The 24,546-nt window shown below is 68.4% G+C and carries 25 protein-coding genes; 15 read left to right on the top strand and 10 right to left on the bottom strand.

Features of this window, described 5'->3' with window-relative positions:
• Positions 1-32: 32 nt before the first annotated feature.
• A complete protein-coding gene (locus U8D42_RS06325; RefSeq protein ID WP_090422442.1) occupies positions 33-485 on the bottom strand; it encodes a protease inhibitor I42 family protein in 453 nt (150 codons plus the stop codon).
• A 243-nt stretch (positions 486-728) separates the two neighbouring features.
• Here U8D42_RS06325 and U8D42_RS06320 point away from each other — a divergent pair, with 243 nt between their 5' ends.
• From U8D42_RS06320 to U8D42_RS06305, 4 genes are all read left to right on the top strand, one after another.
• The gene (locus tag U8D42_RS06320) at positions 729-2,321 is read left to right on the top strand and encodes a Na+/H+ antiporter (protein ID WP_322858844.1); all 1,593 of its coding nucleotides are present in this window, start codon (positions 729-731) and stop codon (positions 2,319-2,321) included.
• Positions 2,322-2,351: 30 nt separating this feature from the next.
• Positions 2,352-3,542: an AAA family ATPase gene (locus U8D42_RS06315; RefSeq protein ID WP_322858845.1), complete on the top strand. Its 1,191-nt coding sequence runs from the start codon at positions 2,352-2,354 to the stop codon at positions 3,540-3,542.
• A 96-nt stretch (positions 3,543-3,638) separates the two neighbouring features.
• Complete coding sequence (locus U8D42_RS06310; RefSeq protein ID WP_322858846.1) at positions 3,639-4,286, top strand: TetR/AcrR family transcriptional regulator; 648 nt, start codon at positions 3,639-3,641, stop codon at positions 4,284-4,286.
• Positions 4,279-5,805 (top strand): FAD-dependent monooxygenase, encoded by a 1,527-nt coding sequence (locus U8D42_RS06305; protein ID WP_322858847.1) that lies wholly within the window; start codon positions 4,279-4,281, stop codon positions 5,803-5,805. Before U8D42_RS06310 ends, U8D42_RS06305 begins: the two co-directional genes overlap by 8 nt.
• 68 nt (positions 5,806-5,873) lie before the next feature.
• Here the strand turns inward: U8D42_RS06305 and U8D42_RS06300 are convergent, their stop codons facing one another.
• Both U8D42_RS06300 and U8D42_RS06295 read right to left on the bottom strand, forming a co-directional pair.
• A complete protein-coding gene (locus U8D42_RS06300) occupies positions 5,874-6,509 on the bottom strand; it encodes a TetR/AcrR family transcriptional regulator (protein WP_322858848.1) in 636 nt (211 codons plus the stop codon).
• A 38-nt stretch (positions 6,510-6,547) separates the two neighbouring features.
• Positions 6,548-7,729 carry an aromatic ring-hydroxylating oxygenase subunit alpha gene (locus tag U8D42_RS06295; RefSeq protein WP_322858849.1) on the bottom strand — a complete coding sequence of 394 codons (1,182 nt, stop codon included), beginning with the start codon at positions 7,727-7,729 and terminating at the stop codon, positions 6,548-6,550.
• A gap of 82 nt (positions 7,730-7,811) precedes the next feature.
• On the opposite strand from U8D42_RS06295, the gene alsS reads away from it, so the two are divergent.
• The 3 genes from alsS to U8D42_RS06280 all read left to right on the top strand — a co-directional run bounded on the left by alsS (position 7,812) and on the right by U8D42_RS06280 (position 11,528).
• A complete protein-coding gene (gene alsS / locus U8D42_RS06290) occupies positions 7,812-9,494 on the top strand; it encodes an acetolactate synthase AlsS (RefSeq protein ID WP_322858850.1) in 1,683 nt (560 codons plus the stop codon).
• Between the two features lie 5 nt (positions 9,495-9,499).
• Positions 9,500-10,297 carry an acetolactate decarboxylase gene (gene budA, locus U8D42_RS06285; protein ID WP_322858851.1) on the top strand — a complete coding sequence of 266 codons (798 nt, stop codon included), beginning with the start codon at positions 9,500-9,502 and terminating at the stop codon, positions 10,295-10,297.
• An 85-nt stretch (positions 10,298-10,382) separates the two neighbouring features.
• Positions 10,383-11,528, top strand: a complete 1,146-nt coding sequence (locus U8D42_RS06280) for a glycosyltransferase (RefSeq protein WP_322858852.1) — start codon at positions 10,383-10,385, stop codon at positions 11,526-11,528.
• Between the two features lie 37 nt (positions 11,529-11,565).
• Here the strand turns inward: U8D42_RS06280 and U8D42_RS06275 are convergent, their stop codons facing one another.
• From U8D42_RS06275 to U8D42_RS06265, 3 genes are all read right to left on the bottom strand, one after another.
• On the bottom strand, positions 11,566-12,045 hold the full coding sequence (locus U8D42_RS06275; protein ID WP_085241866.1) for an MPT63 family protein: 480 nt from the start codon (positions 12,043-12,045) through the stop codon (positions 11,566-11,568).
• Positions 12,046-12,586: 541 nt separating this feature from the next.
• Positions 12,587-13,306 (bottom strand): TetR/AcrR family transcriptional regulator, encoded by a 720-nt coding sequence (locus U8D42_RS06270; protein WP_322858853.1) that lies wholly within the window; start codon positions 13,304-13,306, stop codon positions 12,587-12,589.
• Positions 13,290-13,721, bottom strand: coding sequence for a hypothetical protein (locus U8D42_RS06265; RefSeq protein ID WP_322858854.1), 432 nt, complete (start codon positions 13,719-13,721; stop codon positions 13,290-13,292). The genes U8D42_RS06270 and U8D42_RS06265 overlap by 17 nt, the downstream gene beginning before the upstream one ends.
• A gap of 152 nt (positions 13,722-13,873) precedes the next feature.
• On the opposite strand from U8D42_RS06265, the gene U8D42_RS06260 reads away from it, so the two are divergent.
• Positions 13,874-14,728: a sulfurtransferase gene (locus U8D42_RS06260; RefSeq protein ID WP_322858855.1), complete on the top strand. Its 855-nt coding sequence runs from the start codon at positions 13,874-13,876 to the stop codon at positions 14,726-14,728.
• Positions 14,729-14,731: 3 nt separating this feature from the next.
• On the opposite strand, the gene U8D42_RS06255 is transcribed toward U8D42_RS06260, so the two are convergent.
• The gene (locus U8D42_RS06255; RefSeq protein WP_322858856.1) at positions 14,732-15,610 is read right to left on the bottom strand and encodes a hypothetical protein; all 879 of its coding nucleotides are present in this window, start codon (positions 15,608-15,610) and stop codon (positions 14,732-14,734) included.
• A gap of 133 nt (positions 15,611-15,743) precedes the next feature.
• On the opposite strand from U8D42_RS06255, the gene U8D42_RS06250 reads away from it, so the two are divergent.
• The 6 genes from U8D42_RS06250 (at position 15,744) to U8D42_RS06225 (ending at position 20,573) form a co-directional block, all read left to right on the top strand.
• Positions 15,744-16,541: an alpha/beta hydrolase gene (locus U8D42_RS06250; RefSeq protein WP_322858857.1), complete on the top strand. Its 798-nt coding sequence runs from the start codon at positions 15,744-15,746 to the stop codon at positions 16,539-16,541.
• Positions 16,542-16,548: 7 nt separating this feature from the next.
• The gene (locus U8D42_RS06245; protein ID WP_322858858.1) at positions 16,549-17,331 is read left to right on the top strand and encodes an SDR family NAD(P)-dependent oxidoreductase; all 783 of its coding nucleotides are present in this window, start codon (positions 16,549-16,551) and stop codon (positions 17,329-17,331) included.
• On the top strand, positions 17,328-18,200 hold the full coding sequence (locus U8D42_RS06240) for a TIGR03619 family F420-dependent LLM class oxidoreductase (RefSeq protein ID WP_322858859.1): 873 nt from the start codon (positions 17,328-17,330) through the stop codon (positions 18,198-18,200). The genes U8D42_RS06245 and U8D42_RS06240 overlap by 4 nt, the downstream gene beginning before the upstream one ends.
• Positions 18,200-18,931, top strand: coding sequence for a hypothetical protein (locus U8D42_RS06235; RefSeq protein WP_322859450.1), 732 nt, complete (start codon positions 18,200-18,202; stop codon positions 18,929-18,931). The genes U8D42_RS06240 and U8D42_RS06235 overlap by 1 nt, the downstream gene beginning before the upstream one ends.
• Positions 18,932-19,014: 83 nt before the next feature.
• Complete coding sequence (locus U8D42_RS06230; RefSeq protein WP_322858860.1) at positions 19,015-19,509, top strand: lipoprotein LpqH; 495 nt, start codon at positions 19,015-19,017, stop codon at positions 19,507-19,509.
• A gap of 74 nt (positions 19,510-19,583) precedes the next feature.
• Positions 19,584-20,573: an alpha/beta fold hydrolase gene (locus tag U8D42_RS06225; RefSeq protein ID WP_322858861.1), complete on the top strand. Its 990-nt coding sequence runs from the start codon at positions 19,584-19,586 to the stop codon at positions 20,571-20,573.
• Positions 20,574-20,680: 107 nt separating this feature from the next.
• Here U8D42_RS06225 and U8D42_RS06220 read toward each other — a convergent pair whose 3' ends face one another.
• Both U8D42_RS06220 and U8D42_RS06215 read right to left on the bottom strand, forming a co-directional pair.
• The gene (locus tag U8D42_RS06220; RefSeq protein WP_322858862.1) at positions 20,681-21,883 is read right to left on the bottom strand and encodes a cytochrome P450; all 1,203 of its coding nucleotides are present in this window, start codon (positions 21,881-21,883) and stop codon (positions 20,681-20,683) included.
• Between the two features lie 16 nt (positions 21,884-21,899).
• Positions 21,900-22,553 (bottom strand): TetR/AcrR family transcriptional regulator, encoded by a 654-nt coding sequence (locus tag U8D42_RS06215; protein WP_322858863.1) that lies wholly within the window; start codon positions 22,551-22,553, stop codon positions 21,900-21,902.
• Positions 22,554-22,750: 197 nt separating this feature from the next.
• On the opposite strand from U8D42_RS06215, the gene U8D42_RS06210 reads away from it, so the two are divergent.
• On the top strand, positions 22,751-23,536 hold the full coding sequence (locus U8D42_RS06210; RefSeq protein WP_322858864.1) for a spirocyclase AveC family protein: 786 nt from the start codon (positions 22,751-22,753) through the stop codon (positions 23,534-23,536).
• 18 nt (positions 23,537-23,554) lie between these two features.
• On the opposite strand, the gene U8D42_RS06205 is transcribed toward U8D42_RS06210, so the two are convergent.
• Positions 23,555-24,529 carry an LLM class flavin-dependent oxidoreductase gene (locus tag U8D42_RS06205; RefSeq protein WP_322858865.1) on the bottom strand — a complete coding sequence of 325 codons (975 nt, stop codon included), beginning with the start codon at positions 24,527-24,529 and terminating at the stop codon, positions 23,555-23,557.
• Positions 24,530-24,546: the final 17 nt, after the last annotated feature.

Below are 24,546 nucleotides of genomic sequence, written 5' to 3'. Positions count from 1 at the left end.
CCGGCGGCGCGGTACCCGTTTGCCGGAGGGGCTTACTGCACCGTGACGGTGGCCGTATAGGTGCACGCCGGTTTGGGATCCTTGGCGACAAAACTGGTGTAGGACGTGCCGATCGTGGTCGTCCCCGGCTTCAACGCCGTGAACGTCCACACCTCGGTGCCGGGCGCCCCCAATGCGTCGGAGCTCGGTGGCACGAACTGGTGGCTGGTTTGCTGAATGATCGTCGGGTCGCCGATCTTCGTCTCCGGCGCCCACCGGTACGGGGTGGTGTAGTTCGACCCCAGCTTCACGACCAGCGTGTTGCCGACGGCCAGGGTGATGCTCTGCGTGATCACGTCTTGGGTGAGGACGTCGGTCATGGGTACCTGCAACGTCTTGGTCGACGGCGGGTTCCTGGACGCGAAGTGGCAGCCCACCAACAGCGGCCAAACGAGCATCGCGACGGTCACCAAGAGCCTGATCTTCCCGACAGTCATCGAGCCCATTATGTCCTGACGCCCGAGGGGCGTGCCGCGGCGGGAAGCGACGGGTGCCAGCCACCTCGCCCGCGGCGTCGCGTGGGCGCGGATCCTTCAACCATGACGTGACTCGCAAACTTGATATCGCGGGCGCTATCACTTTCGAGAGGCACACACCACCCCGCCGACGGGGCTGAAGTGACTCGAGTGACGGCGCTCCGCGGACGCCCCAGCTCGGCGCGACCCGCGCCGGTCCGGCAGGATGGGCTGGTGTTTGGCCTCGTCCTGATCGTCGCGCTCGTCTCCACCGTCATCGTCGGGACGGTCGTCGGCCGGCGCTACCGGGTGGGCCCGCCGGTGCTGCTCATCGTGCTCGGCACCCTGCTGGGTCTGATCCCCCACTTCGGTCACGTCCACGTCAACGGCGAGATCGTGCTGCTGCTGTTCCTGCCGGGCATTCTCTACTGGGAGGGCCTGAACACCAGCTTCCGCGAGATCCGGGCGAACGCGCGCATCATCGTCTTCCTCAGTGTCGGGCTGGTGATCGCCACGGCCGTGGCGGTGTCGTGGACGGCGCGGGCGCTGGGCATGGACTCACACACGGCGGCCGTGCTGGGCGCCGTGCTCTCCCCCACCGACGCCGCCGCCGTGGCCGGCCTGGCGAAGAAGTTGCCGCGCCGGTCGGTCACCGTGCTCAAGGCCGAGAGTTTGATCAACGACGGCACCGCGCTGGTGCTGTTCGCCGTCACGGTCCACGTCGCGATCGGCGGATCGGCGATCACCCCGGCCGACCTGGTGGGCCGTTTCGTCGGCTCGTATTTGGGCGGCATCGCCGCCGGACTCCTGGTCGGCGGAGCGGTCACGCTGGTGCGCAAGAGGATCGACGCCCCGCAAGAGGAAATGGCGTTGAGCCTGCTGACGCCGTTCGCGGCGTTCCTACTGGCCCAGAGCATGGACTGCAGCGGGGTGGTGGCGGTGATGGTCGCGGCGTTGGTGCTCGCCTACGCCGGGCCGGTGGTGATCCGCGCGCGATCCCGCCTGCAGTCCTACTCGTTCTGGGACAGCATCACCTTCCTGCTCAACGGCTCGCTGTGGGTGTTCGTCGGTGTGCAGATCCCCGGGGCCCTGCACGGCATCGCCGGGGTGGACGGCGGCATTCGCCGCGCGCTGTTCATCGCGCTCGCCGTCACCGGCGTGGTGATCGTCTCGCGCATCTTCTGGGGCGAGCTCACCGTGGTCTTGATCCGGCTGATCGACCGCCGAGACGCGCAACGCGAACGTCGGGTCAGCTGGCGGCAACGCTTCGTCACCGCCTGGGCCGGATTCCGCGGGGCGGTGTCGCTGGCCGCGGCGCTGGCCGTCCCGGCCACCACGCTCAGCGGCGCGCCGTTCCCCGACCGCAGCCTGCTCATCTTCATCGTGGTCGTCGTGATCCTGACCACCGTCCTGGTCCAGGGCAGCACGTTGCCCGCCGTGGTGCGCTGGGCGAAGATGCCCGAGGACGTCGCCCACGCCGAGGAACTGCAGTTGGCCCGCACGCGGGGCATGCGGGCCGCCCTCGACGCGTTGCCGGCCGTCGCCGACGAGGTCGGCATCGGCGACGACCTGCGGCGCCGGCTGCAGAAGGAGTACGAGGAGAAGGCCGCGGTGGCCGTCGCCACCGAGAACGGGTCGACGGACAACCACCTCGTCAAGAAGAAGGAGCTGGTGCGCCGGGTGCGGCTGGGCGTCCTGGACAGCAAGCGACGCGAGATCACCGCGCTGCGCAACCAGAACCTCATCGACGACATCGTCCTGCGCGAGCTGCAGAACGAGATGGACCTCGAGGAAGTGCAACTGCTCAACGCCGCCGACAACGAATAGCCGTCGGCCCTCGACCGTACAGTCGGCTCCATGTTGCAGACGGTGGCGATCCGCGGATATCGCTCGCTGCGCGAGGTGATCCTGCCGCTGGGCCGGCTCTCGGTGGTCACCGGCGCCAACGGTGCCGGGAAGTCGTCGCTGTACCGCGCGTTGCGGCTGCTGGCCGACTGCGGCCGCGGCGAGGTGATCGCGTCGCTGGCGCGCGAGGGCGGTCTGCAGTCCGCGCTGTGGGCCGGACCCGAGGAGCTGACGGGCGCCCGCCGGACCGGCAAGGCCCAGGGCACGGTGCGCACTCGGCCGGTGTCCCTCGAATTAGGTTTTGCCGCAGACGATTTCGGTTACCTCGTCGACCTGGGCATCCCGGTGTCAGCGGGCCGAGCGGTCTCGGCCTTCGCCCGCGACCCCGAGATCAAACGCGAGGCGTTGTTCGCCGGGCCGGCGTTGCGCACCGGCACGACGCTGGTGCGCCGCGCCGCGAGCCTGGTCGAGGTCAGCGCCGACACCGGCCGCGGATTCGACGAGCTGTCCCGGTCGCTGCCGTTGTATCGCAGCGTGCTGGCCGAGTACGCGCACCCGCACGCGCTCCCCGAACTCGCCGCCGTGCGGGAACGGCTGCGTGGGTGGCGGTTTTACGACGGCTTCCGGGTGGATGCGGGGGCGCCCGCGCGTTACCCGCAGGTGGGCACGCGCACGCCGGTGCTCTCCGACGACGGCAGCGACCTGGCCGCCGCAATCCAGACGAGCATCGAGGCCGGCTTCGACGATGTGAGCCGCGCCGTCGCCGACGCCTTCGACGGCGCCACGGTGTCGGTCGCCGTGAACGACGGGTTGTTCGACCTGCAGCTGCGGCAGCGCGGCATGCTGCGACCGCTGCGCTCAGCCGAATTGTCCGACGGCACACTGCGATTCCTGCTGTGGGCCGCCGCGTTGTCGAGCCCGCAGGCGCCGTCGCTGATGGTGCTCAACGAACCGGAGACGTCGCTGCATCCGGAGTTGGTGCGTCCACTCGCCGGGCTGATCCGCACCGCCGCCGCGCGGACACAGGTCGTGGTGGTCACCCACTCCCGTGCACTGCTCGAATTCCTCGACACCGTGCCGGTGGCCGAGGGCGAAACCTGCGACCGGGCCGTCGAGATCGAGCTGTACAAGGAGTGGGGCGAAACGCGCGTCGCCGGTCAGGGCCTGCTGACCACGCCGCCGTGGGACTGGGGCAAACGGTAACGCGGACGCCGTTGAGCGTGCGCCCGGACCGCACACCGAAATATTGCCCAGTAGGTAATATTGCCCACCGGGCACGTTTTCCGTAGGGTGGTCGTCATGACCGAACCACCGCGCGGGTTGCGCGAGCGCAAGAAGGCCGACACCCGACGTGCGCTCAGTGACGCCGCGCTCCACCTGGCCTTCGAACGCGGACTGGACAACGTGACGCGCGAGGACATCGCCGGCCTGGCCGGAGTTTCGGTGCGCACCTTCAACAATTACTTCGGCGGCAAGTACGAGGCACTGGCCTACCGGCAGACCGAGCGCCTGCGCCGCAGCATTTCCGCGTTGCGGGAACGCGCCGCCGACGAGCCGCTGTGGACGGCGGTCGCACACGCCGTGCTCGAACCCTTGGAAGCCGACTTCGGCGAGGTCTACGGGCAGGAGAACCAGATGCCCAGCCGCCAGGAACTCGTCGAGGTACGCAAGATCTTGATGAACCCACAGGTGCGTAACGCGTTCCCGCAGGACCTATTCGACGAATGGCTCGCGGTGATCGCCGAGCGCACCGGCACCGATCCCGAACACGACCTGTACCCGCGGCTGGTCGTGGCCATCGTGCGGGCCGTCGGCGACGCCGCGGCGGAGGCCTATGTACGGGCCGACCCGCCGGTCCCGATCACCGACCTGATCCGTTCCGGCTTCGCCGCGGTCAGCGCGGGCCTGCCCGAACCCGCCAAGCACATGGAGACATCCCATGGCTGACGAACAGGCCGGCATCGTCATCTCCGGCGCCGGCCCCAACGGGCTCATGCTGGCCTGCGAGCTCGCGCTCGCCGGCGTCCGACCCGTCGTGCTGGACGGCCTGCCCGGCCCGAGCGACGAGCCGAAGGCGAACGGCCTTGTGGGGCAGGTGGTCCGGACTCTCGACATGCGCGGCATGTACCGGGAGTTGACCGGGGACGCCGAGCCGCCGCGGCCCAGCTACGGCTGGATGTTCGCCGCGATGACGCTGAACTTCCTGGGCCTGGAAGACAATCCGATGTACGCGATGGTCATGCCCCAGCCCCGGCTGGTGCGATCGCTGGAGAAGCGGGCCCGCGATCTCGGAGTCGACCTGCGCTGGGGACACGAACTGACGGGTCTGCAGCAGGAGGAGCACGCGGTGGTGCTGCAGGTGTCCTCCCCCGAACGCGACTATCGCATCGACGCCGGACATCTGGTGGGCGCCGATGGCGGACGCAGCCTGGTGCGCAAGACGGTGGGAATCGACTTCCCCGGTACCACGCTGGAAGGCGTGGTGGGCCGGCTCGCCCACGTGCACGTTCCTGACCACCTCCGCCGCTCCGACGGCAGCGTGGACATTCCCGGGTTCGGCCGACTCCCCCTGGGCCACACGCGGTTGGACCGCGGCGGGGTGATCTACGCCGAGTTCGAACCCGGTCGATCCCTGTTCGGCACATTGGAGTTCGGGCAGCCGGTCGAGGACACGCCGATGAGCGTGGCCGAAGTGCTCGCAAGTGGCCGTCGTGTCCTGGGTGTCGAGGTTCCCTTCGACGAGCCGAAAGACGCTGGGCCACATGCGCTTCGCCGGATAGACGGGCAGAACACCCGCCACGCCGAGCGCTACCGCGAAGGCCGGGTCCTGTTGCTGGGCGACGCCGCCCACGTCCACAGCGCCATGGGCGGCCCCGGCCTGAACCTGGGCCTGCAAGACGCCATGAACCTGGGCTGGAAGCTCGCCGCCCACCTCGGCGGGCGGGCGCCGGCCGGCCTGCTCGACACCTATGAATCCGAACGGCATCCCGTCGGCGAACGCGTGATGATGCACTCGCAGGCGCAGACCGCGCTGATGTACCCGGGCCCCGGAGTCGGCGCGCTCCGCACGCTGCTGGGCGAACTGTTCACCCTCCCCGACGTCGCCAGGCACATGGCAGCGTTGCTGGCCGGCACCGACGTGCGATACGAGGTAGGCGACGACCACCCGTTGTCGGGTTGGCCCGTACCCGAGCTGACTCTCGCGGATGGCCGGCGGGTCACCGAACTGCTGCACAGCGCGCGCCCGGTGCTGCTCGATTTCGACGGCGGCGCCGCGGCCACGGCGTCAGGGTGGGGCGATCGGGTGAACATCGTGGCCGCGACGCTCGACGAACCGCCCGCGGCCGCACTGCTGATTCGGCCCGACGGGTACGTCGCCTGGGCCGCGAGCGAATTCGGGGCGGCCGACGAAGCCCGCCTGCACGCGGCGCTGCGGCGCTGGTTCGGGCCGCGGTCCAGCGGTTAGGTGGAAAAATTCGCCGAGTGTGCGCCTATGGCGGCGTCGCTCGGCGTGTCGCCGCCCTGAGCGCACACTCAAGGCCCCGAGCGCACACTCGAATCTCCGTCGACGGGCTGGAAGTGGGCGATCGCCGGAGCGACCCATTGGCGCAGGTACTCCCGCAGCTCGGCGCCCGACCGAGGCGGTCGTCCGGGGTCGACGATGAAGGACTGCAGAATCCGGAGCATGAATTCGACCAGGCCGTCGCGCCTGTCGCCGGTGATGCCGACGCTGTCCCAGTCGACGTTGAAGCGGTCGATGATGGAGCGGCCGAGCGCCAGTGCGACATCGGAGGTCACGCTCGCCGAGTAGAACACTGCCTTCTCGGAGGTCAGAAGCAGCCCGAGGTACTTGTCCTGGGGAATCAGTTCCAGAGTGTGCGCAATCCCCTCGACCACCGCCTCGGCGGGGTCGCGGATGTCCGCCACGTGCGCGGCCAACCGGTCGAGGGCGGGGCCCGCCTCCGACAACGCGGTCGCCACCAGCAACGCATCGGTACTCGGGAAATAGCGGTACACGGTTTGCCGGGTGACCCCCAGCTCGCGTGCGATGTCGCTGATGGTGATGTCCGGGCCCGACTGCGCGATCGCGCGGCTCGCCGCCGCGACGATGCGGGCGATGGCTTCGTCGTCGCTCGATGGCAGCGCGCCGGCCCAGCCATGTCTGCGCATCTACGGTGCCCTCACGTCGAACATGTTCGCATGAGAGCTTAAATCAACGCGATCCCGGTTTCGCCCGCGAACACCTTGATCATGTGCTGAACGCCGATCTCGTTGCGGCCGATGACCATATGGTCATGTTGGCCCCGGCGCACACCCTCGCCGCACTGCGGCAGCATCGCGAAATCCTCGTCGCGCACCGCCGCGTGTACCGCGTCGTAGATCATGTCGTAGCCACGCCGCTGGTCGTCGGTGGTCGCCGGGACCCGCGCCAACCAGCTGTGCCGCACGGTGCAGCGGGTGGGGGCGCCGGCGGGCAGGATGTCGATGACCTCCACCCCGACGTTGCTGTTGGCGAGGATCAGGTTCGGGTAGATCCAGTAGATCAGTCCCATGTTGTCCCGGACGTCCCACGACCCGCTGGGGTCGGCGTCCAGGTTGGCGATCCAGTTGAACGGAAATCCGAGCCGGTGGTGCTTGCCGTATTCGTCGTAGATCGCCACGTTCGCCAGCGCGTTCTGCCCAATCAGGCTCTCCCCGTGGACAAACGGGAAATGGTAGCCCTCCGCGAACGCCTCCAGAGCGCCCTTCCACGACACCTCGGAGGTGAATTCGCGGTGGTCGTGATACCCGAAGGATCCGTAGTCGAGTTCGGCCAGCTGGGAACGCAGCGGCCCCAGGTGGGCGTCGACGTCGATGGACCCCTCGGCGGCGAGCACCGCCCAGATGAAGCCGTACGCCTCCTGACTGGGCAACTCCACCAGCCCGTAATCGTCGGTGTCGATACCGGTGAACCCGGATTTGCCTGGGATGCTGAACAATTCACCGGTGTTTCGGTAGGTCCACGCGTGGTAGGGACAGGTGAACCGGGAAGCGTTGCCCGCTCCGCAGGCGGGCATCGCGCCGCGGTGGCGGCAATAGTTCAAGAAGACGTGGCTGACCCCGGAGCGGTCGCGGGTCACCAGCAGCGAACTGCCCAGCACCGAGCGGACTTCGAAGTCGTTCGGGTTCGGGATCTGCACACTGGGCAGGATCGCCAACGGGGTCTGCCGCAGGATCTGCGATTCCTCGACCTCGGCGACCTTGGCGTCGCGGTAGTAGTGCAGCGGCACCCTCAACACGTCGGCGGCCAGGTCGGTCGTCTTGTCCCTCACCAGCCGCAACGCTCGCCGCGTCAGATCCTCGTTGAGCTCAACCGGTCGCACGCTCTCGATCGTCACAACTCGGACCATACACTACACCGACCGTGGATGGTCAAGACTTTCTCGACCTGGCCGTTCTGCAACACGCCCCAACCCGTGCTTGGCTGGGTGCATGGCCCCCTCGAACCCCGGTGAGCCCGTGCGCAGCGCGCAGAAGATCGTGGACGTCTTGTCGGCGCAGGGAGTGCAGTACGTCTTCGGCGTGCCGGGCGCGAAGATCGACGCCGTCTACGACGCCCTGCTGGACTCCGGGCCGCCGCTGGTGGTGTGCCGCCACGAACAGAACGCCGCCTTCATGGCCGGGGCGATCGGCCGCCTGACCGGGATCCCCGGCGTGGTGCTCGTGACGTCGGGCCCCGGTACCACCAACCTGGCCACCGGCCTGCTGACCGCCAACACCGAACAGGATCCGGTGGTCGCGCTGTGCGGCGCGGTGCGCCGGGAGGACCGGCTCAAACGCACGCACCAGTCCATGGACGCCGCCGCGATGCTCAGGACGGTCACCAAATTCACCGGCGAGGTCAACGACCCCGGCAACGCCGCCGAGGCCACCATCGGTGCGTTTCGCGCCGCACTCAGCGAACCGCGCGGAGCCGCCGCCGTGGTGCTGCCCGCCGACGTCCTGGCCGCCCCTACCGCGGCGAACATCCCTGGGCCGCAACCGATCCCGCCGTTGGCGGCCGCCCCGACAGCGGCCGTCGCGAAGGCGGCCGAGCTGATCCGCGCCGCGCGCCGGCCGGCGTTGTTGGTCGGCATACGCGGCGCCGACCCCGACAGCTGCCTGGCATTGCGTGCCCTGGTCGCCACCACGGGGTTGCCCGTCGTCGAAACCTTTCAGGCCGCGGGGGTGATCTCCCGCGCGCTCGAGGACAACTTCCTGGGCCGGGTGGGGCTGTTCCGCAATCAGCCCGGCGACGTCGTCCTCGCCCACGCCGACGTCCTGGTCACCATCGGATACGACTCCGTCGAATACGACCCCGTGCTGTGGAACACCGACGTGCACCGCACCGTCGTGCACGTCGACTCGGTTCCGGCCGACATCGACAACCACTATCAACCCACCCTCGAACTGCGGGGCGACATCGCCGCCACCCTCACCTCGTTGACCGGCCAGCTCGCCGGCCTGACCCTGACCGGCGACTACCGGAGCGAGATCGCCGCGCAGCGAAAAGCGTTGACCGACATCGACCTAGCGGCCGCGCAGGCCGCGCCCGAAGGCCCGGCCCTCAACCCCGTCGCCGTCCTGTTGCGGCTGCGCGAAGAACTCGACGACACCGCCACCATCACCTGCGACATCGGCTCGGTCTACATCTACATGGCCCGCCATTTTCGCGTGTATGAGCCGCGGCGGCTGCTGTTCTCCAACGGGCAACAGACCCTGGGCGTGGCGCTGCCGTGGGCCATGGCGGCCTGTCTGGTGCGTCCCGGCACGCAGGTGGTGTCCGTCTCCGGCGACGGCGGATTCCTGTTCTCCGCCCAGGAACTCGCGACCGCCACGCATCTGGGGCTGACCTTCACCCACATCGTGTTCCGCGACAACAGTTATGACATGGTCGGCTTCCAGGAGGTGCTCAAGTACGACCGCAAGTCCGGTGTGGAGCTCAGCGACTACGACCTGGTCTCCTACGCGACGGCCTTCGGCGCGCGCGGCTATCGGGTGACGACGCTGGACGAATTCACCACCACCCTGCGCCAGGCGCTGGCCGAGGACGGCCCTTCCCTGATCGACGTCCCGGTGGACTACAGCCGCAACACCGACCTCGCCGCACACCTGCACGACGACCCCTTCGAATGAGGACCATGGACACCCCTACCGGCGCCTACGAACGCTTCCGCCATTGGGCGACAACGTTGCTCACCCATCAACGCGCGAACGACGCCGAGGTGTACCAGTTCTCGACCATCGGGGCCCTACTGGAGGGCGTCTACGACGGCGACGTCACCGTGGCCGAGATCCTGAGCCACGGCGACTTCGGGCTGGGCACCTTCAATCACCTCGACGGCGAAATGGTCATTCTCGACGGCGTCTGCTACCGGTTGCGCGCCGACGGCTCCGCCAGCCGGGCAGCGCCGACCGACCGCAGCCCGTTCGCGGCGGTCACCCGATTCCACAACGACTTCGAGATCGCGATCCACGGCCGCACCACCCGGACCGAGCTGACGGCCGCCATCGACCGCCAAATCACCAGCCCCAACCTCATTTACGCCGTCCGGATCACCGGGCGCTTCGCCGAGCTGCACACCCGCACCGTGATGGCGCAGAAGCCGCCCTACCCCCCGCTGACCCAAGCCACCGAGGAACAGGCCGAGACCGTCTTCACCGACGTCACGGGCACGGTGGTCGGGTTCCGCACCCCCGACTTCGAGCAAGGCATCTCCGTCGCCGGTTATCACCTGCACTTCCTCAACGCCGACCGCACCGGCGGGGGACACATCCTCGACTTCACCCTCGAGCGGGGAGAGGTCGCGATCAGTGGGGCGTCACAACTGCATCTGAGCCTGCCCACCTCCGGCGACTTCCTCGACGCGCGGCTGTCCGGCGCCGACATCGCCGACCGAATCGACAAAGCCGAAGGCCCGAGGGGTGAGCGAACGTAGCCCGATCGGCGGAATTCATGGACTGTTCAGGCCAGCGTCAAGTCCACATTGTTGAACGCACACGCGCACCGCGTGTCCTCACGGTATGCGCGTAGTACAGGTCGCCAACTTCTATGGCCCTCGCTCCGGCGGCCTTCGCACCGCGGTGGACCGGCTGGGCGCCGAATACTGCGCCAACGGGCACGAGGTGTTTCTGATCGTCCCCGGCCAGCGCGCCGAGCGCAGTCAGCTGCACACCGGCGTCGTGCGAATCACCCTGCCGGCGCGGCTGATTCCGCTCACCGGTGGCTACCGCGCGGTCTTGCCCCGCCCGGTCAAGTCGCTGCTGGAGGCGTTGCGGCCCGACGCGTTGGAGGTGTCCGACCGGCTCACGCTGCGGTCGCTGGGCCGGTGGGGCCGCAACCACGGCGCCACGACGGTCATGATCTCCCACGAACGGCTGGATCGCCTTGTGGGACAGGTACTTCCGCGTCGCACCGCGGTCAAGTTCGCCGACCTGGCCAACGCGCGCACGGCGGCCGATTACGACACGGTGGTGTGCACGACCGGTTTCGCGCGTGAGGAATTCGACCGCATCGGCGCGACGAACACCGTGACCGTCCCGCTGGGCGTGGATCTGCAGACGTTCCACCCGCGCCGACACTCGTACCTGGTGCGGCGCCGCTGGGCCGCGCCGGGCCAGTTGCTGCTGGTTCACTGTGGCCGGCTGTCCGTGGAAAAGCGCGTCGACCGCAGCATCGACGCGCTCGGCGAGTTGTGCCATGCCGGCGTCGACGCCCGGCTCGTCGTCGTGGGCGAGGGCCCGTTGCGGGCCAGGCTGGAACGGCAGGCCGCCCGGCTGCCGGTGGACTTCACCGGATTCGTCTCCGATCGTCACACGGTGGCCGGGCTGCTGGCCTCCGCCGACGTGTCGCTGGCCCCGGGGCCGCACGAGACGTTCGGGCTGGCCGCGCTGGAGTCACTGGCCTGCGGCACACCGGCGGTGGTATCCCGGACCTCGGCGTTGACCGAGATCATCACCCCGGACAGCGGCGCTTCGGCGGACAACCACCCGGCCGCGATCGCGCGGGCGGTCGGCGCGGTCACCAGCCGTCCCGAGCACTACCGCCGCGTCTCGGCCCGCCGCCGCGCCGAGGACTTCACCTGGCACCGGGCGGCGACGGGCATGCTGGCCTCGTTGGGGGCGCCGGCGCTGCAGGATCCACGCCCCGAATCCGAGAACACCGCATAACGTCACCCGCGCGCGGTCTCGCCGCGGGGCCGAGGGCTTACGGCCCCCAAATGAGCAGGTCTTCCATCCCGTTGTTCATCGTCACCATGGTCGGCGCTGGACCCGTAACGTCAAAGTGGATTTTGCCGGTCGCCTGCGCACCGTCAGGAATGGTTGCCCCGCTGATGTTCGTCGGGCTCGCGACGTACCACAGAACCCGATAGGCGGCCTCATTCGGGGCGACGGCGTTGAACTGGGAAATCGCTGGAGTGACGGTGCCCCGAATTGACCTGACGGTAGCCGTGGCTTCCCACAGCTTGCCGGCCGGGGTGTAGCCGGGGGTGGGGTCGGTGCTGGGCTGGAGGTTGCTGACCGTCCATGCAAAGACAACCTGTCCAACGGTGTCGGTCATCGTCAGTTCGCTGCCCAGTTTGCCGACCACCGGATAGGTGGTGGCCGATGCGCTCGGTGCGCTGCTCAGACCAATGGCGGTCATTACGACGGCTGCTACCGCCATGATCGTCCTGCTGATCTTCACCGGTATTCCTCCTCGTTCGAGCGGCAAAACCATTTGCCGCTAATCGACTCCGAAGAATTCACCGTGTCTCGCACATTTTCTTTTCGCTAGGGCCATTTGACCCATTAGTTCAGGGACCTCCGCCCAACCTAATGGCCCGGCATTCGCCGCCCACGGTGGAAATGGGAAATGGTCGCGAACTCAGAATCGGTAGACAACCACTACGGTGCCGACCAGCCGGGAAATGCGCGCGCTGGGAGCCGCCAGCCGTGCCGTCGCGCGCAGCAAGGGTGGAAGCTGCGCAACCCCGGGGCCCGGGTGAGGAAAATTTCGTCAACCAGTTTGATGCTGCCGACCCATCGCTCCGGCTGAAGGGGGGCGGGTCAAGGAACTTGGTTGTCAGCGTGGGAAACCGGGCCAGGCCGTAGCCCGCTTCCGTCAGAACCTCGTCGGCCATGGTGTCGCCCAGACAGGGCCGCGGCAAGCGGCAGTCGAGGGCGCTGCCCCCCGAGGGTGAGAACCAGGCTCTCTTGCGCGGGCGTGAGGGCCGGAAGCTGCAAGGTCATGGTTTGGCCTGCGACCAGTTGCCTGGCAGCGCGGACACCAGCGCTTCGACCTGCGCTCGCGTGAGTGTGGTGACGCTGCCGTCCGGCAGTCCGAGGATGCGATCGGTCGCGAGCCCGTGCAGCTTGAAACGTTTTGCCATGCTGTCGATCTCGCGTTCACGGGCGGCCTCGTCAGGTGCCTGCAACACCTTGAGGATCGCGGAGTTGGTGCGCGCGGCGAGCCCGTAGATCATGTCGGCGACGCCTTCGGGGTCGAAGGTGCCGAAGACACCGTCGGCGACCCCATCGTTGATCAGGCGGGTCAGCAACGGCAGGACTAGCGCTTCTTCGACGGCCAGTATTCGTCCGTAGAGGTGGGCGTTGTCCGGGCGCAGCAACGACGCCATTGCGGCCAGATGCTCCGGCACACCCATCTCCATCTTGACGTCGAACCCGGCCCGTAGCGCCGCGTTCAGCCGGGCCAGCGCGTCACCACCACAGGCGGCGACGGCGGCCTCGACACCGGCAAACGCGTCGCGCGCGCTGCGCTCGGCCAATGCGGCGATCAACGCGTCCTTCGACGGAAACCAATGGTAGAAGGCACCTTTGGAGACCCCAGCGTCGGCGATCAGATCGTTGAGGCTGACGTTGTCATAACCATCACGCAGAAAAAGCGCTGTCGCCCGGTCAAGCAGCTCCACGCGCCGGACGTCGGGATGCTTAACTACCCGCGGCACGCTCTGGCTTCCATCCGACGTACGTCAGGTAGAGCCCGGTGGAGGCGAGGCAGATGAACAGCACCCATATCGCCACCGTCGCACCCGAGCTGTAAATGGCGTTGCCGGCCGCGTCGTACGCCCTTGGCACGGTCAATAGCAGCACTCCACGTATCGAGAAAAACCAGCCCACGGCGGACACGATGATCGCCGCAGGGCCGCGCCAATACTGGTGAAAGGCGATGATGAAGATGCCGCCCATCAACAGAATGGCCCCATAGAGCCAGGGCCACATCGGATTTGCCTTGAACTCCGTGAACAGTTCCTGCATGTATGAGCCCCGGACCGCGACCGTGGTGGGCACGATCGTGAGGTACGGGCCCAACACCCGGGCGAACATGCGGGTACGGGTCTGCGGTTGCCCGGATGTGCTCATTGCGCCTCCTCCATAGTCTCGACAGCATAACCGACCGCTGGTCGGTATACCAGACCGCTGGTCGGTAAATTAACCAGTCGGACGCTTTTGCGGAGCGAGGCCGCATTTCACGCGGCCGCTAGGCTCGGTGCAGACGATCGGGAGGCGAAGCGGTGACAGCCCGGGACCAGGTGTTGATCAGCGTCGCGCGGCTCGCCGCGCTCATCGAGGCCGGCGAGCCGGTGGCCATCCTCGACGTGCGGTGGCGGCTCGACGAACCGGACGGGCGGCCCGCCTACCTGCAGGGCCACCTACCGGGCGCGGTGTACGCGTCCCTCGAGGAGGAACTCAGCGATCACACGATCCCGGACCGCGGCCGCCATCCGCTGCCGTCGGGAGGCAGGCTGCAGGCCGCCGCGCGCCGATGGGGAGTCCGACAGGATTCACCGGTGGTGGTCTACGACGACTGGAATCGCGCCGGTTCGGCGCGCGCCTGGTGGGTGCTGAGGACGGCCGGGCTGCCCGACGTCCGCATCCTGGACGGCGGCCTGGCCGCCTGGCGAAAGGCCGGGCGGAACCTGGAAACCGGCGAGGTGACCCCGCACCCCGGGAATGTGACTGTGCCGCACGGTGATCTGTATGCCGGTGCCCTGCCGACCCTCACCGCCGAACAGGCCGGCGCCGGCACCATGACGCTCCTCGATGCGCGCGCACCCGAACGCTTTCGCGGAGAGGTCGAACCACTCGACCCCGCCGCCGGCCACATCCCCGGCGCCCACAACCTGCCCAGCACCGCCGTCCTGGCCGACGACGGCACGTTCGCCGGCGGCCCCGCGCTCACCCGGCTGCTGGCCGACCGCGGGATCGACCATGACGGCCCGGTGGGTGCCTATTGCGGGTCGGGCATCACCGCCAGCGTCACGGTCGCCGCGCTCGCAGCCGTGGGCCGGGAGGCGGCGCTGTTTCCCGGGTCGTGGTCCGAGTGGTGCTCGGACCCGGGCCGCGCGGTCGCCCGCGGCCCACGGTAACGATCAGACACCGGGCCAGCTCTCCAGGAAGGCCGCGGTGACCCGGGCCGCGTTGGTCGCCGCGATTCCCTTGTAGCAGAAGAACTGAAACGGAAAGCCCGGCAGGTGCAGCGGATCGCCCGGCCCGTCGGTGATGCCCCGGATGCCGAGGAAGGGGACCCCGTGCGCGTCGGCCACGGCCTGCGCGGCCGCGGTCTCCATGTCCGTCGCCTCGAAGGCCGGGTCCGACGTCGAGACGAGGTGCAGGTTGCTGATCAGGGCGCTCCTCAGCCAGCGGCCCGCCGCCTGCCGGAAATTGCCGGTGTACCGCAGGGACCGGTCGGGCACAGTGCGGGGCTGGCAGCCGAAAACGTCGCCGCCGTTCGGGATACAGGGAAACGCCACCCCGTTGTTGTTGTCCCAACTGCAACCGTCACCGCCGACGATGACGCGCGGCCTGCGCCGCAGATCGATCCGGCCGATCGCGCCGTCCAGTGCCACGGAGAGCCTTTCGGCCGTGGCCAGCATGCCGGGGTCGACCGGGCGAAACGTTTCGCCATGGTCCAGGGTCCAGCGGGCCGGCACGGCGACGTCGGCGATCCTGGTGCGGCCCGCCCCGCCGGCGACACCCGAAAACACCACCGCGCCAATCGCATCGGGGCCCCCGCGCGGGAAGCGGGCGAAGGCGGCCGCGGTGGCCTCCCCCGCGTTCACCAGGCCGATGCCGGTCATCGCCACGATCACCCTCGTACCGGCGATCGAGCCGCGATAGAAGTGCCGGCGGTCGGCGACCACCACCGGGTCGGGATCGAGCGCGGTGTGGCACAACACCGCGTCGGCCTCGGCCGGTAAGGCCGACAACACCAGCACGCGCGTCGTGCCGCGATCCGCGTCAGCACCCATCGGCCCAGTAAACGCCCGTCCGGGCGTCCTTCGGCGCACCTTTGCTGATTCCCGCCCTGCATGGGTGGGCCAGCGGCTAGTCTCAGCGGCGGTGCAGCCGACCCGGGGCGCGGCCCACGGAGGAGTCACGCTCATGCTCGAAGTGATCGAACGACCGCCGCGCGGCGAATCCCGCAAGCCGCCGGTGTTATTCGTGCACGGCGCCTGGCACGGCGCCTGGTGCTGGGACGAGCATTTCCTGGACTTCTTCGCGGACAAGGGCCACCGAGCGCTCGCGGTGAGCCTGCGGGGTCACGGAAACAGCCCGGCGCCGCGGTCGATGCGGTTCTGCTCGATCACGGACTTCGTCGCGGACGTCGCCGCGGTCGCCGACGGGCTGCCCGGTCGGCCGGTGGTGGTGGGCCACTCCATGGGCGGCTTCGTGGTGCAGAAATACCTGGAAACACACGAGGCGGCCGCGGCCGTGCTGCTCGCCTCGGTTCCCCCCAGCGGGATCCTGGGCTTCCTGGCGCGCAGGCTCAAGCGCCACCCGTGGTACACCGCGAGCGGCCTGGCCAGGACCAGGTCGTTGCGGGGCGTCGGCGGCACACCGGAATTGGCTCGCGAAACCTTCTTCTCGCAGTGGGCCGCCGATGCCGATGTGGCGCGCTACGCCGCGGCACTCGACGAAGAGTTCGCGCTGAGGATCGCGATCGACATGTTGTGGCGCAAGCTTCCCCAGCCAGATCTCGCGAAAACACCGCTGCTGGTGCTGGGAGCCGAGGATGACGTCTGTTTCACCGTGCGGGAAGTTCGGGCCACCGCGGCCGCCTACGGCACCCAAGCCGAGTTCTTGCCTAAGATGAGCCACGACATGATGCTCGACCCCGGGTGGCGTGCCGTCGCCGAACGAATCCACGCGTGGCTCGAGACATGTGTGCCCGCAAGGTGACTGCGCCATGACGGGCCGCCTCGACGGCAAGGTGGCGATCATCACCGGGGCGAGCACCGGTCTGGGACCCGTGCTGGGCTCGCGGTTCGTCGGTGAAGGCGCCAAGGTGTTGCTGGCCGCGCGCCGCGAAGAACTCGTGCGCGCCGCCGCCGACGCGGCCGGCCCCGGTGCGATCGCGATGCGCGCCGACGTGACCGACGAGCACGACGTCGCGGCCATGGTGGCCCGCGCCGTCGACGAATTCGGCCACGTCGACGTCTTGTGCAACAACGCCGCGACGCCCGGAGAGGACCGCTGGATCTGGGAGCAAACCCTGGACAACTGGAACGCCACCATCGCCGTCGATGTCACCGCGGCGATGCTGTGCACCCGGGAAGTGCTCAACCAGTCGATGTTGGCGCGCCGTCGCGGCGTCATCCTGAACTTCTCCTCCACGGCGGGCTATTCCGGCATCGTCCGCAAGAGCCACTACGTCACCGCGAAGGCGTCACTGCGGGCGTTCACCAAGACCGTGGCGCTGGAGGTCGGCCCATACGGGATCCGGTGCAACTGCATCGTGCCCGGCTCGATCGACACCGAGCTGTGGCGCCGATGGGTGCAGCGCACCGCCGACGAACGCGGCGTCGACTTTGCAACCCAACGCGATAAGTCCGTCAAAGGTGTTGCTCTGCAGGACATCTCCACACCCGACGACGTCGCCAACCTGGCGCTGTTTTTGGCCAGCGACGAAAGCCGGACCATCACCGGGCAATCGATCCCCGTCGACGCCGGAGGATACATGCAGGGATGAGCGCCCCACGACTCTCGGTGGCCACCCCCGTGGTGACGATGTTTCCGAACGCCAGCGGCGACTGGGAGAAAACCGCATCCATCGAGGACCTGACGCGGGTCGCCGAAGCCGCCGATCGGCTCGGCTACCACCACCTGACCTGCAGCGAACACATCGCCCTGCCCGCCGCCGAGACGCACCGCCGCGGCACCCGCTATTGGGATCCACTGGCGACCTTCGGCTACCTGGCCGCCCGCACCCGGCGAATCCGGTTGGCCACCAACGTGCTGGTGCTCGGATACCATCATCCGCTCGAGATCGCCAAGCGCTACGGCACGCTGGACAAGGTCAGCGGCGGCAGGCTCGTCCTGGGGGTCGGCGTCGGCAGCCTCAAACAGGAGTTCGACCTCATCGGCGCACCGTTCGACGACCGCGGACCGCGAGGCGACGACGCGCTGAGGGCGCTGCGCGCCTCGCTGTCGGTGCCCGAACCCGGCTACCGCGGCGAGTTCTATTCGTTCGGCGGCATGGTCGTCGACCCGTGCGCCGTGCAGGAGCGAATTCCCATCTGGGTCGGCGGCCGGACCCTGCGGTCGCTGCGCCGCGCCGCGAGCCTGGCCGACGGTTGGGCGCCCTTCAGCGTGAGCCTGCGCGAAGCGCGAGACTGGTTGAGCCGCTTCGACCTTCGGCCCGGGTTCGAGGTGGTCCTGCCACCGCCGGCACCGCTGGACCCCATCGACGAGCCGGAGCGCACCCGCGATGCCATCGGTGAGGCCGCCGCGCACGGCGCCACCATCGTGCCCGCCGTCTTCCGGCATACGTCGCTGCAGCATTACCTGGACCATCTGCACGCGCTCGCCGAGCTGCACTCCCCCGGCGGCGGCCCGTGATACGCGTCAGGGCAGGCATCTTCAGCCTCACCGCCGCCGCGCCGGCCGATGACGACGGCAGCTACCTGCGCTGGCACCTGCTCGATCACATGCCGGAGCAATACCAACTGCCCGGCATCGTGTACGGGCTGCGCTGGATCGCCGACGGCGACTACCCCGCGCACCGCCTGGCGGCCAACGGTGCCCTGGGCGAGATCGGCAACGCGGTGCACTACCTCGTCGGTGACCCCGTGGAAGAGACCTTCGACGACTTCGTCACGCTCGGCCGCGCGCTGCGCGAGAACGGTCGGTTTCCCGTCGTCCGGCCCTCCTTACAGGTGGCCGGTCTGCGCCTGCTGCAGTGGCAATCCGCGCCGCGGGCGTTGGTTTCCGCCGAGGTGGTGCCGTTTCGGCCGCACCGCGGCGTCGTGCTGATCGTCGAGGAACCCGTCGACGGGCGCCGCCCCGACGAGTGGCTGCAATGGCTGCATGCCGAGCACCACCCCGCGCTGCTCGCCGTGCGCGGCACGGCCGGCGCGTGGACCTTCGGTTCCAGCGCGGGCTGGAGCCACCTGCCCCGGGGATGGCGCACCGACCACCAGTACATCACCGTCATCTACCTCGATGAGGACCCGCTGACCACGACCGACGCGCTGGCCCCCGTCATCGAACAGCGGTGGCGGTCATCGGCCGTACGGCCGCTGTTCGCCGGGCCGCTACGCAGCATGGTCAGCTGGGAAGCCTGGCGGTAAACCCTGCGGTTGACTGGTCGCCAGAGAAATGAGACTTTCCCGAAACGAAGGGGATCTATAGTCGCCGCTGGCAAGGAGGTGAGATGAAGAATCCGTACATCCTCGCGGTGGCCGGGCTGGTGCTGGCCGCCGGTCTGTCCGGCTGCTCCGGCAAAGGAAGCCAGCATGCGTCGGCCCCGAGTTCGAGTCCGACTCCCCCGAGCACCACGGTCATGATCGACGGCAACAAGCACACGATGACCGCGGAGGTCACCTGCACCAGTTCGGCGGCCCAACCGGACGCGTCGCCGCCGGAATCCGGGGACCTCACCACCCACATCAGCGTGCACGACGACACGGCGTCCGTTTCGCTGGCCCTGTCGGACGAGAAACCGCCCATGGTGGACGGATTCGCCGTCTCGCTCGCGCTGAGCACCGGTCAGTATCAGCTGCCCTACCAGGCAACCAGGTCCGCAACCCAGGTGCAGGCAACCAAGCAGGGCAAGAGCTACACCGTGACGGGGACGGGCCAGGCGACCACCCCCGGCCAAAATGGCACGCGCGCGGTGACTTTCGGGATCCACGTCACCTGTCCGTAACCGCGGCGCCCCCGCCGCGGGCTTGCGGTAGCGGCATGGTTGTCTATCGCTCTGAGCTCTGCGATGCTGGCAGCTTGGACATCTTCGAGGATTGGCAAACCGGCGGTACGGAACTGCGGTGGCGGTCGACGACCGCCGCCAACGATGCGCACGAGGTCGCGGTGTTCAGTCGCCGCTGCGGCACCCCAGGCGCCCCCGCCCTGGTGCTCGTGCACGGCTTTCCCACGTCGAGCATCGACTATTTCGCCCTCGCCGGCGAATTGGGCTCGGAGTTCGACATCCACCTGCTGGACTTTCCCGGCTACGGCCTGTCCGACAAACCCACTGAGCCGTATGTGTATTCGCTCTACGACGACGCGCGGCTGCTCGTCTACGCGATCACCCAGGTATGGAAGCTGACCGAATTCCGCATGCTCACCCACGATCGCGGCAGCAGTGTCGGCATGATCGCGCTGGAGATGCTGGCGGCGCTGGATCCGCCCGTCGTGCCCGTCGACCTCATTGTGACCAACGCCAACATCTACCTGCCGCTGTCCAACCTCACCGCCTTCCAGACCGCGCTGCTCGACCCCGACACCGGGCGGCCCACCGCCGCGGCGACGACGCCGGAGATGCTGGCGGCCGGCCTGGGCGCCAGCACGTTCATGCCGCGGCGCACGCTCGATGACCCCGAGATCGCCGCGTTGGCGAAGTGCTTCGCCCACAACGACGGGATCCGCGTGTTGCCCGACACCATCCAATACCTGCACGAGCGCGCCGCCGACGAAACGGGTTGGCTGGAGGCGCTTTCCACCAGCCCGGTCAACACCACGGTGGTGTGGGGGCTACACGACAACGTCGCGCCGCTGCGCGTCCCCAACCACGTCTGGCACACGTATCTGAAGACCAAGCCCGGCCGCAACCGCTACTGGGTGGTGCCGGGCGCGGACCACTACCTGCAATGCGACGCGCCGGGGCAGCTGGCCCAGATCGTCCGGCTGACGGCCCAGGGTGGGGACATTGCGCTGCAGACGCTCGGCAACCAACCCGACGGCGCGGTGCTGGTGGACCAAAGCGCTTCCTAGCTCGGCTGGCCTATCGCAGTCGTTATTCACCTGCCCGAACGTGAAACTAACTTCACGCTCGAGGGCCAGCGTGAAACTAACTTCACACTCGGCGGGGCGAGCCCCGTTTACCCGGTCACGACCGGCAGGCGGGCCCACCCGCGCACGCTGGCGGTGTGTGCCCGTTGCGCGTTGGCATAGTCGACGTCCCAGTCGGGCCAGCGTTTGAGGACCTCCTCGAGTGCCACCCGGCCTTCCATCCGGGCCAGCGCCGAGCCGAGGCAGAAGTGCAGCCCCTGGCCGAAACTCAGGTGGCCGCCCTCGCGGTGGATGTCATAGCGGTCCGGGTCGGCGAACCGGCGGTCGTCCCGGTTGGCGGAACCGTTGAGCAACAACATGTATGAGCCCTCCGGCACGACGCGACCGTAGAGTTCGGCGTCCTCGGCCACGTACCGGGCCTGCACCGGCGAGGGTGCCTCGTAGCGCAGCGTCTCCTCGACCGCGCCGGGGATCAACGACGGGTCGGCGACCAGTTCGCGGCGTTGATCCGGGTGATCGGACAGCAGCTGACCCATGAAGCCGATCAGCCGGGCCGTGGTTTCGTTCCCCGCGCCGGCGATCATGGCGGTGTAGGCCAGCACCTCGGTCCGGGACAAGGGCCGCCGCGTGCCGTCGGGTTCTTCGATCTCGGCTTGCAGCAGGTCCGTCATCAGGTCATCGGACGGGTGATCGGCCCGCCATTCGATGTACTCGGCGAACACGACGATGCTTTCCTCGAACAGCTTGGCGTTGACCGCGGCGGGGTCGCGCTCGTCGGACAACTCGATGTAGGCCCCGCCGCGATCGCGAATCGTGGCCTGGTCCTGTTCGGGAATGCCCAGTAGGTAACCGATGGTCCGCATCGGCATCATGGCACCGAGATCGGCGATGAAGTCGAATCCGCCCGCGCCGATCAGCGGATCCAACTCGCGGACGCAGAACCCGCGGACGAGGTCCTCGACGGCCAGCATGCGCCGCGGCGTGAAGACCCGCGACAGCAGGCGCCGGTGCAGGTCGTGCAGCGGCGGGTCCTCGAACAGCAGAATGCCCGGCGGCACTTCGATATTGGCGAACAAGATGTCGGCGGTGGTCCCGCGGCCCGATCGGTAGGTGTGCCAGTTGTGCAGTTCGCGCGCCACGTCCTCGTAGCGGCTCAGCGCGTAGAAGTTGTATTTCTCGTTGTAGTACAGCGGCGCCTCTTCGCGCATGCGCTTCCACACCGGGTACGGGTTGTCGTCGATGCCGGAGTCGAACGGGTCGTAGTACAGGTCGATCGTGCTGGTGCCCGTCATGCTCAGTCCCCTTCGCTCAGTCGTTTCGGTGCAGGAAGCCGTGCAGAACGGCCTGGGTGAGTTCCTCGACGATCACCTGTCTCGACGGCGGCCTGGCACCGAAATAGGTGGAGCGCAACGCGGCCATCCCGGCGATCATCGCCACCGTCGAGTGGGCCGGCAGGTCCGGATGGTCCGCCCGCAATCCCCGCAGGTTCATGCCCTCCGCGCTGATCCGGCCGAGCGCCCCGACCGCCCGCCGGACCTCCGGGATGCCGGCGTCGGCCGCTTCCTCGTCGCTGAGCGCTTCGGACGCCATCAGCGTCAACAGCAGACCCTGGTGTTCGACGAACACGTCGTAGAGTTGCCCGACGAAATGCCGCGCGAGTTCGTCCTCGTCGGTTTCCTCGGGGACCACGGCCTGCCAGGTCCGGCCGAATTCGTCGACGAAGCTCGTGAAGGGCAAGACCAGCGCCTCGCGGAACAGCGCCGCCTTCGAACCGAAGTGACGGAACAGCAGGTGTTCGGTGACCCCTGCGGCCTGGGCGATTTCGCGGGTGGTCGTGCTGCGGTAGTCGCGGCGCGCAAAGAGCGTCCGCGCGGCTTCGAGCAGCAGCCCGCGTGGGGCGCCACGGGGCCGGCGGGTGGCCGCAACCGTGGTGCTCGTCTTCGGGGAAGGCCGTTGCGCCACTGACGTTCGCTCCTTGCCGATGGTTGACTTGCCTTTAGAGTAGTGTGCACTATCTCAAGAGTCGAGCTCGGATGGGAATGGGGTGCGGCCGTGGGCGCTGTCATCATGCTGGGCACATTGTTCGGCCTGATCGTCCTGATCTTCGGGCTGGTGCTGCGTTTCGACCCGCAGGCCCGTCGGACTCCAGGACACGACCAGTGAGCTCCCAGATGACGCCCGTGATGCAGGCGGCCAGCGACTTCGCGCTCGTCGGGGGCATCGGGTTCACCGCCCTCGGCGTGTACCTGAGCGTTCGCCGGCGACGCCTGCACCCACTCCTGCTGCTGTGCATCTCGGCGATCTCGTTCTCGTGGATCGAGGCGCCCTACGACTGGGCGATGTACGCGCAGTTCCCGCCTGCCATCCCACGCATGCCGTCGTGGTGGCCGCTGAACGTGACCTGGGGCGGCCTGCCCCTCTTCGTTCCCGTCGGCTACATCTCCTACTTCGTGCTGCCGGCCGTGACGGGCACGGCGCTCGGACGGTGGCTGAGCGACCGATTCGGATGGCGCAGGCCGCCAACGTTATTGGTGGTCGGTCTCGTGGTCGGCTTCTGCTGGGCGCTCTTCTTCAACGGGTACCTGGGCGCCAAGCTCGGCGTGTTCTACTACGGCCGGGTGATTCCGGGGCTGGCGATCCGCGAGGGGACGGTGCATCAGTACCCGCTCTATGACTCCCTTGCGATGGCCATCCAGATGATGGTGTTCACCTATCTGCTGGGCCGCACCGACGCGCAGGGCCGCAACGTCATCGAGATGTGGGCCGAGCACAGGTCGAAGAGTCACCTCGGCGCATCACTGCTGTCGGTCGCCGCCGTGGTCGTGATCGGAAACGTCCTCTACGCCGCGGTTTTCGCGCCCCACCTGGTCACCAAGCTCGGCGGCTGGGTGACCGCCGGGCCGACGGAACAACTGTTCCCGGGCGTACCGAACCAACCCGGTTAGTCAAGTGCGCCAGCGCAGTCACCCGAGCGCCTCGGGCAGCACGACTTCGCCCACGCGCCGCAGGTACGGCCACGCGACGTCCGGTGGCAGCCCGCCGCACAACGGGGACAGGTTGAGCACCTGGCCATTGCGCACCCGCGAAACCGCTTCCGGCACCGAGATGATGATGTGCGAGCCGGGCGTGGCGCGCAGCTCGTCGACGGTGTTCACGTGCGAGAAACCGGCCGTCGTCTCGTCCCCGGGATTCCACGCGGCATAGGTTCGCACGTCGTGCAGCAGATGCTCGCCGAGCTCCTTCCAGGCCTGGTCCACGTCGTCGGCGACGAACACGACCGAGGGCGTATCGCGGCTGGGAAACATCGTCGGCCCGGGCTGGTGGCCGTGCTCGCGGCAGGCCTCTTCGTAGGCCTCCTGGATGCCCGGCGCATTGGCGTTGCCCAGCATGCCCAGGCCGTACCTGCCGGCCCGACGGGCGGCCGCCAAAGTTCCGCCGCCCCACATCAGCCCGGGCCCGCCGGGCGTCAGCGGGCGCGGCGTCACGGTGATCCGCCGCCCCTCGTCGACGACGGTTTCACCGGCAAGCAGTCGCCGGAGCAGCGCGAGTTTCTCGTCGCAGAGGCGGCCGCGGGTCTTCATCGGGACGCCGAAGTGCTCGAACTCCTCGGGCCGGTAACCCAAAGCCAGGATGTAGGACGCCCGCCCGTTGCTGATGATGTCGAGGACGGCCATGTCCTCGGCCAGACGCACGGTTTCGTAGAACGGCAGGATCAGGATCAGGCTCAGCGCCAGACGCTGCGTTCGCGCGGCCACCGCCGAGGCCAGCAGAAGCGGTGACGGCAGGTAGCCGTCCTCGGACCCGTGGTGCTCACAGAGCACGGCGGCCAGACCGCCGTGCTCCTCGGCCCAGGCGCACATTTCCGGTGCCGCCGCGTACAGATCACTTGCCGGCGCGGCCCATTCAGGATCGCGCATGTCGAAGCGCAGTGTGTACACGGCAGACTCCTCGCTGG

This window comes from Mycobacterium europaeum, from assembly GCF_034555895.2.
In the GTDB taxonomy this organism is placed as follows: domain Bacteria; phylum Actinomycetota; class Actinomycetes; order Mycobacteriales; family Mycobacteriaceae; genus Mycobacterium; species Mycobacterium europaeum.
Note: the sequence above shows the minus strand (reverse complement) of the source record. Positions and strands in the feature narration are given on the sequence as shown.

What these genes read in the sequence shown, in the direction of transcription:
- U8D42_RS06325 (WP_090422442.1), bottom strand. Translation starts at nt 485, where the DNA reads ATGGGCTCGATGACTGTCGGGAAGATCAGGCTCTTGGTGACCGTCGCG.
- U8D42_RS06315 (WP_322858845.1), top strand. Translation starts at nt 2,352, where the DNA reads ATGTTGCAGACGGTGGCGATCCGCGGATATCGCTCGCTGCGCGAGGTG.
- U8D42_RS06310 (WP_322858846.1), top strand. Translation starts at nt 3,639, where the DNA reads ATGACCGAACCACCGCGCGGGTTGCGCGAGCGCAAGAAGGCCGACACC.
- U8D42_RS06305 (WP_322858847.1), top strand. Translation starts at nt 4,279, where the DNA reads ATGGCTGACGAACAGGCCGGCATCGTCATCTCCGGCGCCGGCCCCAAC.
- U8D42_RS06300 (WP_322858848.1), bottom strand. Translation starts at nt 6,509, where the DNA reads ATGCGCAGACATGGCTGGGCCGGCGCGCTGCCATCGAGCGACGACGAA.
- U8D42_RS06295 (WP_322858849.1), bottom strand. Translation starts at nt 7,729, where the DNA reads ATGGTCCGAGTTGTGACGATCGAGAGCGTGCGACCGGTTGAGCTCAAC.
- alsS (WP_322858850.1), top strand. Translation starts at nt 7,812, where the DNA reads ATGGCCCCCTCGAACCCCGGTGAGCCCGTGCGCAGCGCGCAGAAGATC.
- budA (WP_322858851.1), top strand. Translation starts at nt 9,500, where the DNA reads ATGGACACCCCTACCGGCGCCTACGAACGCTTCCGCCATTGGGCGACA.
- U8D42_RS06280 (WP_322858852.1), top strand. Translation starts at nt 10,383, where the DNA reads ATGCGCGTAGTACAGGTCGCCAACTTCTATGGCCCTCGCTCCGGCGGC.
- U8D42_RS06265 (WP_322858854.1), bottom strand. Translation starts at nt 13,721, where the DNA reads ATGAGCACATCCGGGCAACCGCAGACCCGTACCCGCATGTTCGCCCGG.
- U8D42_RS06255 (WP_322858856.1), bottom strand. Translation starts at nt 15,610, where the DNA reads ATGGGTGCTGACGCGGATCGCGGCACGACGCGCGTGCTGGTGTTGTCG.
- U8D42_RS06250 (WP_322858857.1), top strand. Translation starts at nt 15,744, where the DNA reads ATGCTCGAAGTGATCGAACGACCGCCGCGCGGCGAATCCCGCAAGCCG.
- U8D42_RS06245 (WP_322858858.1), top strand. Translation starts at nt 16,549, where the DNA reads ATGACGGGCCGCCTCGACGGCAAGGTGGCGATCATCACCGGGGCGAGC.
- U8D42_RS06240 (WP_322858859.1), top strand. Translation starts at nt 17,328, where the DNA reads ATGAGCGCCCCACGACTCTCGGTGGCCACCCCCGTGGTGACGATGTTT.
- U8D42_RS06230 (WP_322858860.1), top strand. Translation starts at nt 19,015, where the DNA reads ATGAAGAATCCGTACATCCTCGCGGTGGCCGGGCTGGTGCTGGCCGCC.
- U8D42_RS06220 (WP_322858862.1), bottom strand. Translation starts at nt 21,883, where the DNA reads ATGACGGGCACCAGCACGATCGACCTGTACTACGACCCGTTCGACTCC.